This window comes from Fulvivirga kasyanovii (assembly GCF_009711405.1).
Taxonomy (GTDB): Bacteria; Bacteroidota; Bacteroidia; order Cytophagales; family Cyclobacteriaceae; genus Fulvivirga; species Fulvivirga kasyanovii.
Window position 1 is genome coordinate 1 of the sequence record NZ_SMLW01000379.1, and the last position, 7,853, is coordinate 7,853.

Sequence of the window (7,853 nt, forward strand, 5' to 3'; positions counted from 1 at the left end):
CAATATGTATTTTGGTACCCCATAAAAAGAGCTATGCCCAACGCAGAAGAACAAATACAGCTTAGAAGCGAAGAAGTGCAGGAGATATTGAGCCATGTGCCTCATTGGTTGATCCGGTGGGGTATTACGCTGGTATTTATGGTCATTCTCATATTGATCGCGGCCAGTTGGTTTATCAAATACCCTGATACTGTAGCTGCGCAGGTTGTGCTTACCACCCAAACGCCGCCTGTGCATCTTGTGGCCAGGGCCAATGGCAGGATCAGCCTGCTGGTTGAGGATAAACAACGCGTAGGGGAAGATGCACTGCTAGGTGTAATTGAAAACCCCGCGTCAACGGAGGATGTACTAAAGCTGGATAAGCAACTGGAAAATATAAGAGAGCTGATCTATAAAAGGCCTATTGATATTGAGGCTATCAAGCTGGATCAGTCGTTAAATCTGGGAACGTTACAAAGTACATATTCATCTTTCAGCTCTATTGTAGAAGATGCAAAGCGTTATATAGCTATCTCATTTTATCATAATCAAAGGAAAGAGTTAAGTAAACGGGTAGAATATTACAGGGCACTGAATAAGGGACTTAATGATCAGCTATCCCTGGTAGATGAAGAAATAAAAATTTCAAGGACTATCTATCAGGATGATTCCCTGCTGTATAAACAGGGAGCGGGCACCAAGCCGGTAATGAACCGCTCCAAAGCCAGCTATCTGCAAAACCAGAGGAATAAAGAGAATATAGAATCATCCATCATACAGAACAGCATTCAGATAGCCCAACTACAAGGACAGATCAATGAACTTACGCTTAAAGAAGAGCAGGAGACTGATCAGATGTTTACGACTATGGTGGAGACCCTTGAAAGGCTGGAAAGTGACCTGATGGCCTGGAAGCAAAATTACCTGCTGATCACCCCGGTTGAAGGCAAGGTGGCATTTTCCAAATTCTGGAGTGACAACCAATATGTACAGGCCGGGGAAGAGGTGATGACAGTAGTGCCGGAGTCGGAAGATGTGATAGGCAATGTAGCCATGCCTGTGCAAGGGTCGGGCAAGGTGGAAGTAGGGCAGAAAGTGAACATCATGCTCAATAACTATCCTTCCAATGAATACGGAATGGTGATCGGTAAAGTAGAGTCGATATCACTCGTGCCCAGGGACAATCTCTACAGCATCAGGATAAGCCTGCCCGGAGGACTGAACAGTACCTATAACAAACAACTCGATTTTAAACAGGAGATGCAGGGGACTGCTGAGATCATTACAAAAGATAAGCGGTTGATAGAGAGGGTGTTTAATCAATTAAGGAATATTATTGACCGGGTCAACTAGGAAGTCTGGTCTTCCGGAGGTGATAAAGAGCGTAGAGCAGGTTATTTTAGCCTGCTTTGTTTTTTTATATAAAAACCAAATAAATCTATAGGATAAGCGTCATTGTTCATAACTTTAGACATAGATACATGAGGAAAATAGAATATTTTTCGTTCATGCTAAAGTTCAATATCACTGAAAACCATTAGGATTTTGAAGGATTAAAACCACTAAAATTGCACCTTATGGGTAACACATTAACAACCTACACCACTAAGCATAAAAAAACTATGCAGCTATTTCCATACGCCCTGATCCGGGTAGGGGGCGACTCGTTTGAAGAATGGGCCAGGCTTGGTTTTCCGGCATCCAATGAAATAGTAGATGAAGTTTATGCGCTCAAAAAGAAACAAACAGAAAGGAAAGAAACCCTTTGTGATAACTTATTTGAGTTTATAAGTAATAACGATGATCAGGAAGTACAAAATATAGTTCAAAACCTGAGAAGAGATATATTCAACGAACGGAAGTTAAAGAATAGTAAACTGAATAAGGCCATTGAAGTACTACCATCGCCGTTGAAGGAAGAGCTTCAGGACTATGTTTCCCTGCTCAAAGATTTAAAAGATAAAGTACAGGCAGGCGAGGCAGTTTATACTAAAGAATTGAACGGGGGCAGAGAGCAGTTAAAAAAGTTGATTGACTCCGGTAACTTTAAAAAAGGCCTGATCTTATCGAGCCGGACCCTGCTCAACCGGGTAGATTCCTTTCAGAAGAGGCCGGTAGATAAATTCAGGAAGAAAGAGCATCAGGTAGAGCAAAGCCTGTTGCAGTACCTGACGCGTATGTATGCTAAAACCTCCCCGTTCAGCACATTTACTAACCTGTCGATAGGAACTATAAAAGAGGGACAAAGTGGCATTCAGATCAGCTCGGTAAACGACCGGCAGGTGAAAGGGCACATCAGGCTCAACAACTACTTGCTGAAATACCTGATGGACCTGCTTAAAAACTACAGGCCGTCCTACATCTTATTCCCTCTGCGCTGCAACCCTACGTATCAAAACCGTGGCGATCATTTCTTATACCTGACAAACCATAACAACATAGAGTCCTTTCAAAGAATACCTTATAACCCTGTGGTGGAGCATATTGCCGGGGTGGTACAGGAGTATACCGAAGGCATAAGGTTTATTGATTTGATTGAAAGCCTACAAAACGACATTGATGCCTCAGCGGAAGAGGTAGAGAGCTATGTTAAACAGTTGGTTGAGTTTGGCCTGCTGGAGTATAATGTTGGCGTTTCAGGCGTAGATCCGGATTGGGATGTTAAGCTGGTGCCGGTTTTGGAGGGCCAGGTGAAGGAGGGTGTAAAGCATATTGCCGAGCTAGTGGAGGCCCTAAGGAATATCAGGCAGCTTGGAGGCAAGTATGCTGAAAGTAGTGTACAGGAGCGGCATGAGCTATTGCAGCAGGCCTATGATGCATTCCGTGAGATCTACATGAAGATCCATGAGGAAGCAGGTTTGCCTGCTGATGAAAGAAAGACCGAAAAGGAACTCATAGAAGAAGCCAGAAAGAAAAAGGAGGAAGAGGAGAAAAGGAAGGAAGCCGAGGGGGAAAAGGCAGCCGAAGAGGGTGAAAAGAAAGAGGAAGAAAAAGAAGAAGTAACCTTCAAACATGAAACTTCAACTTACTTTGCCATCAAGCCTGAGCAGATGTTTTATGAAGACACCACCCGCGAGGTGGATGCTTTGCTGGGAGAAGAAGATATAAGCACACTGATTTCCCACCTCAATGACCTGCTAAACCAAATGAGGTTATTCAAGGGGAATGAGGACGAAAAAGAGAAGATGCGTGGATATTTCCTAAAGAAGTATGGCCAAAATGAGGAGGTAGACCTGCTTACATTTTACGAGGACTATTTCAGGGAATTTAAAAAGCCTGAAAAGGAACTTGAGGAAAAAAGGAAGAAAGAAGCACGCGAAAAACAAAAACAGGCCAAAGAAGCGGAAAATAAAAATGAAGAAGGCAACGGACAGGATGCTTCCCCGGAAATAACCCGGGAAAAGGAGAAGGATACAGCCAATGAGTTTGAGCTACCCGGACAGAAGGAGAAGCAGGAAAAGCTGATGAAGTGGAAGGCCGAAGCTAAAAAACAGTTTAAAGCGGCCGTTCAGTGGAATGAAGATGAAATTAATGTTGATCTTGACCCGGTGAAGCTCACCAATGAAGCCGTAGGCTATAACCATACAGATAGTGAAGTTAACTCCTATGGATCATTTTTACAGTTTTATTATGACGAGGGCAAGTTAAAAGCCGCCTTAAACAGTACGTTCCCCGGCTATGGCAAGATGGTCAGCCGCTTTCTTCACATTTTTGATGATGATATAACCGCAGAGATCAAAAACTGGAACGTGGAGCAGAGCGATGAAGAGTCTATTTTCATAGAGGACTGCGATGCTTCCTATTTCAACGCTAACCTGCACCCAACACTTATGCCTTATGAGATTTGGATGCCTGGTGGCCATAATTCCCTTCCTGCCGATAAGCAAATTCCGATTACCGATTTTAGAGTGGTATATGATGCAGAGGCAGGTGAACTGAATCTGATTCATGCTACTACCGGAAAGAAAGCGTATGTTTTTGATCTTGGCTTTCAGGGGCATGGAGGCAGATCGCAGCTTTTTCAATTGCTGGAAAAATTTACCAAAGCGGAGTACCTTTTTACGCAGCCACTGGTCAATGCGGTTAACCAGATTAATACCCCCGATGAACCTAAGGAAGAAAAGAATCAGGAGAAAAAGCCTGAAAGCATAGAGATAAAGATTTTGCCACGCATCATATATAAAGACATGCTGGTATTACAGCGAAAATCATGGTTCGCTCCTAAAGCCCTGTTGCCGCAGAGGCACCCCAATGACAGCGACTGGCAGTACTTTAAGAATGTAAATACCTGGAGAAAGGGTAACAAAATCCCGGATGAGGTATTTGTATTTGTAAACACAAACCGGTGGGGTGACGCCAATATGGATGAGGAAGCTATGAAAAAGCTGACAAGGGATGATTATAAGCCACAATATATTGACTTTACAAATCCACTTTTGGTCAACTTACTGGAGAAGCTAATCGACAGGGTGCCTTCAAGCATGAAAATCGTGGAAATGCTCCCTAACTCGAAGCAGATGCTGAAAGTTGATGACTCCCGCTTTGTTTCGGAGTTTGTAGTTCAATGGTATAATAAATAAAAAGAAATTATAATGTCGCACAAGAATAACCCGGAATCGGATAAAACATGGCTGGCCGCTTTTCTCTATTATGCCGAGCCGTGGGAAGAGTTTCTTATACAGGGAGTAAAGCCTCTGATTGATCAGGTAATGGATGAAAAACTGGCCGATCAATACTTTTTCATCAGGTATTGGGAGAAAGGGCCGCATATCAGGTTAAGATTTAAAGGAGATGCAGCAGTACTTGATGACAAGGTAAAGCCGCTGATCATGAACCATTTCGATCGTTATTTCAAAAATAAACCTTCTGAAAGGCAGGATCCTGAATGGCTGAAAGATGCATCCGAAGAGCAGCAGTGGTATCCGAATAATTCAGTACAATTTATTGAATATGACCCTGAAACGGATCGTTACGGAGGGGAACACGCATTGTTGGTTTCCGAGCGGCAATTTCAGGCATCATCAAATGCGACCCTGGCCATAATAGAAGATGGGCTGGACTCGTGGGATTATAACCGTGCGCTTGGGGCGGCTATACAACTGCACCTTGGCTTTGCCTATGGTGTGGGCATGGATCAGCACCAGGCTTCTAAGTTCTTCTCTGAGGTATTTGAAAACTGGCTGCCCAGAGCCTACTACTTTTTTGAGAAAGACATCTCAAAAGAAGAGCTTGAACGAAGAAAACAGGAAACCATGAAAGCTTTCGAGAGCAACTTTGAAGGCCATAAAGATAGTCTCATTCCATTTTTTCAGACCGTATGGGAAGCCTTTGAAGAGGGACAGAGCTTTGACCAGGAGTGGCTCAATCAGTGGCTCATCGATATGAACAAAGTAAAGGCTGACCTGCGGGAGCTTCAGAATGCAGGCAAGCTGGTAGTGCCCAAGTGGTACCCTATGAAGGACAACGCAGGAGTGCCTGAGGCAGACCAGCAATTATGGGCTATCTATGACAGCTACATACACATGATCAACAACAGGATGGGGATCATGAATCGTGATGAAGGCTACCTGGCCTACCTTGTAAGGGAAAGTATTAAAGTATTAAGAAATTCAGTAAGCAATGGATAAAAACAAATATTTGGAGGAGGCAATCCGCATTGGCGATGAAATACTTCAACGTGTAGAGAAAACAGCGGACGGATATACCTGGAAAACCATGTCTTCTACAGGAGAACAGGAGATTACGTGGGAGATCTCGGAAAGCCTTTATTCCGGTTCAGCGGGCATTGTTTACTATTTTTTAGAACTCTACAAACGCACTAATGACGACAGGTACCTGGATGCAGTTGTGGAGGGAGCCAGGTGGCTGGAAAACTATTGCGCCGCCAATAAGACGGATTATTATGCTTTTTATACCGGAAGAATGGGTGTGGCTTACCTGATGCTGGTACTCGCCGACTTCTTTAAAGATGATGCCTACAAGGCAAAAGCCCTGAAAATAGCAGAGGGATGCGAAGCTTTTCTATCCATGGATCGTAAAATTGATGATCTGATCAACGGAAGTTCTGGTGCACTGCTAGGTCTTCTGCATCTTCATGCCGCTACCGGTGATGAAGGCATACTAAAGAACATTGAAAAATATACCAGGCACCTGATACAAAGGATCAATATAACCCCGCATGGCTTTTATTGGGACAGATCCGGTACCAACATCAGGGGGCTTTGCGGTTTCTCGCATGGAGCCGCGGGGATAGGCTATGTTTTCCTCGAGCTGGGGAGGTACTTTGGCAACGACAGCTTCTACTGGATTGCAGAGAATGCCTTTGCCTATGAAAACCACTTCTACCATGAGCCATTTAGCAATTGGCCGGATTTCAGAAGAGGCTTTTACAATGAAAAAACTCTTGGTGAAAACAGGGACAAGTATTTAAATGGGAAGAAAGATTACTTTACACTTCCCGGCGATATGTCTGCCTGGTGTCATGGCGCGCCCGGCATTGGGTTGTCAAGGGTGCGTGCCTGTGAAGTATTGAAAAATGAGCAATACAGGCAAGACCTTGATAAGGCCATAGAAAAAACCATCAGTGCGACCCTCGATACCGGCTTGTCCGTGGCTTCATGTATTCTTTGCCATGGCGTAGGAGGCAATGCCATCCTTTTCCTGGAAGCCAGTCGCATTCGGGACGATAAAAAATACAGAGACCTGGCCATACAGGCCGGGGACCGTGCTTTGGCCTATAAAGAGAAAAATGAAAAATACCTTTCCGGTTATTCATTTGCAGGCCCTATAAATGACATTAGCCTGTTTATGGGTGATAGCGGTATCGGTTATTTTTACCTGTTATTGTCAGACAAAGTGCAGGAGAAAGCCACGTTGCTAAAGCCTGACCTGAACAAGGTGTACAGCGGAACCACAAAAGGCCTGCTCGCTATAGGGCAGGAGGAACTGTTTGCTGAGCTTGCTACCAGTCTCTATCCATTAACATACAAAAAGGTAGGGCAGAATATAGACCTGAAAGCGCTATCAGGTTCTCAGGGTGGCTCATTTATGTTGAGTTTGAAGGAAGCGCTGGACAAGGCAGTTGCTGCTACGAATGATAACGCCACCCGGCAGGTGTGGGAGTATGAGCTAAAAAAAGAAGAGCTGGACAGCACCATAGAAAGCCACTCTTACAACAGGATCAGGAGGATAGTAGAGATAGAGAAAAACCAGGCTTGTTTAAAAGCAGGGACAGACTTGATCAATGCAGAACTCATGTTGCCGGAAGAGCATGTACTACTTGAACTACCGGAGGAGGTGGCCAAAAACAGTAGTGATGATGAGGATTATGCCATATTCATCCCAACCCCTGAATACCTGCTCGAGTTTCCCTTGAATGATTTTGCCTATACGGTCATCTCCAAATTTGAAGACCCGAAGAGCGTTAAGCAGGTGATCTCCGAAATGGTAGATGAGTTTGAAGTTACAGAGCAGGCTGAAATAGATCAGGTGAAAGAAGTGACTATATACCAGATCACGGAGGCCTTGCAACAAGGGATATTGTTTACCGCCAAATCTGAGGTGGTGCATCAGTAAATACACAGTTGCCAGTAGAGTGCATTGACGCAATTTTAAAGCTGTCAGCATTAAATAGCAGCTTTACTAAACTTCCAAAAGTTTGGTAAAGCTGACTTAATGATCAGGTGGAATTTCTGGGGAGATACAAACTACAGTTGTTAAGAGCAATCGGCAAAAGCAGTTGCAAACTGGTATACAATAATAACAGGTGAGGTTTACTGATTTTCGGCGGCAAGCTTCATATTGTTTTATTTTCTGCCCCATTGCTCCACAGGTTTTTAGCTTAGCCCAAAACTAGCCCTCCATGATCTGTCCCC

Annotated in this window: 4 protein-coding genes; all 4 read left to right on the plus strand. The window is 44.0% G+C overall.

Features of this window, described 5'->3' with window-relative positions:
* Positions 1-1,332: putative HlyD family type I secretion protein (locus E1163_RS04485; protein ID WP_221417932.1), on the plus strand; the 1,332-nt coding region annotated here is incomplete at its 5' end.
* Between the two features lie 224 nt (positions 1,333-1,556).
* Entirely contained in the window at positions 1,557-4,559 is a 3,003-nt protein-coding gene (locus E1163_RS04490; RefSeq protein ID WP_155169936.1) for a lantibiotic dehydratase, read from the plus strand.
* A 12-nt stretch (positions 4,560-4,571) separates the two neighbouring features.
* The gene (locus E1163_RS04495; RefSeq protein WP_155169938.1) at positions 4,572-5,606 is read left to right on the plus strand and encodes a thiopeptide-type bacteriocin biosynthesis protein; all 1,035 of its coding nucleotides are present in this window, start codon (positions 4,572-4,574) and stop codon (positions 5,604-5,606) included.
* Positions 5,599-7,554 (plus strand): lanthionine synthetase LanC family protein, encoded by a 1,956-nt coding sequence (locus tag E1163_RS04500; protein WP_155169940.1) that lies wholly within the window; start codon positions 5,599-5,601, stop codon positions 7,552-7,554. The genes E1163_RS04495 and E1163_RS04500 overlap by 8 nt, the downstream gene beginning before the upstream one ends.
* Positions 7,555-7,853 lie beyond the last annotated feature (299 nt).

What these genes read in the sequence shown, in the direction of transcription:
- E1163_RS04500 (WP_155169940.1), top strand. Translation starts at nt 5,599, where the DNA reads ATGGATAAAAACAAATATTTGGAGGAGGCAATCCGCATTGGCGATGAA.
- E1163_RS04490 (WP_155169936.1), top strand. Translation starts at nt 1,557, where the DNA reads ATGGGTAACACATTAACAACCTACACCACTAAGCATAAAAAAACTATG.
- E1163_RS04495 (WP_155169938.1), top strand. Translation starts at nt 4,572, where the DNA reads ATGTCGCACAAGAATAACCCGGAATCGGATAAAACATGGCTGGCCGCT.